General features: G+C 46.9%; 1 protein-coding gene. It reads right to left on the reverse strand.

The window, feature by feature from the left end; translation table 11 throughout:
- Nucleotides 1-31: 31 nt before the first annotated feature.
- The gene (locus ETC02_RS16590) at nt 32-1,207 is read right to left on the reverse strand and encodes an ISL3 family transposase (RefSeq protein ID WP_050368070.1); all 1,176 of its coding nucleotides are present in this window, start codon (nt 1,205-1,207) and stop codon (nt 32-34) included.
- Between the last annotated feature and the right edge of the window lie 29 nt (nt 1,208-1,236).

Consider the following 1,236-nt stretch of genomic DNA (forward strand, 5'->3'; position numbering starts at 1 on the left):
GGTTCATCACCAAAAGTTGTACTTGCACCTGTCATGAAAGTATGTTAGCTGTTTCTAGCCGAACCCGCAATGCAAAACGCTGGATATTTCTGTATCCGTATCCCCGACGTTTCATCAGCTTGATCTTGTTATTTGTTCCCTCCATTTTCCCATTTGAATAAGGGGATAAAATGCACGATATGATTTCGTCTGTTCGTTTGACGAGTGATTTTGCGATGGCGCGAACAGCAGAACAAGGACAAAACAAATACCGATGAACCCAGGCGTTCAAACGACGTTTCGCTTGTCGCTCGCTTTGGCTTTTGGATACATAACGAAAATGTTGAAGGGATTGATAGACAGCCTGCAAGGAATCACTCTCTTTCTGCCACTCCCGCACCGTTTGGCGCTCCTCCTCGGTGAGTTTCTCGGGGCACTGGGTCAATAAGCGGCAAACATGCCGAACATGCCCATGTTTCTTGTTCCCTTTTCTGAAGGATTTGCGGCATCGATCCAACGCTTCCGTAAACAATTGAATCACATGAAAATAATCGACCACATGCTTCGCTTCCGGACACACCCCTTGAATGGCTTTTTTCATCGCTGGAGCCAAATCACTCACGACATACTGAACAGAACCAGACACAGGAGCCAACACACGTCCAATGGCTTCCTCGTTCTTTCCTGCTTCAACGGCATACACTTCTCCCGTTTCGGCATCCATGACTGCCACTCCGTAATCATGTCCTTTTCGAAACGCAAACTCATCGACACAAACTGCCTTTGGTTGGATGTCATTCGATAGGAAGGAAGGGGCATGGGTATAAAACCAGCGTTCAACGGTCGTGTACGGAATCTTGAGCATACGAGCCACCGCCTGAATGGATGTTCCGATGCAAGATTGCGCCACCCATTGCTGAAACGCATCCGTCGCTGCACTTCGAGGGGAAATTCCGGGATAAGACGTGCTGAATGTCATGCCACATGTACAACAACGTCTACGCTCCACAGGGAGTTCCACCCAAAAGATGCCGATCCGTTGAGCATACCCATGCATCCATTGCTTCTTTTTTCCTGTCATTTTGATCGTGCGTTTCAAGCAAACAGGACATAACGGGCATTGTTCAGGAAGAGAAAGTTCGAAAATCCAACGTTCTTCTTCTTTTCGCACCTTTTGAATCAAAACATCTGGTAAATCGATGAGTTCTTTGATAAACTGAGCGTACATGCGAATTTTCCTCCAATGGTTTGGTTTGG

The organism is Geobacillus sp. DSP4a, assembly GCF_013096875.1.
Lineage (GTDB): Bacteria > Bacillota > Bacilli > Bacillales > Anoxybacillaceae > Geobacillus > Geobacillus thermophilus.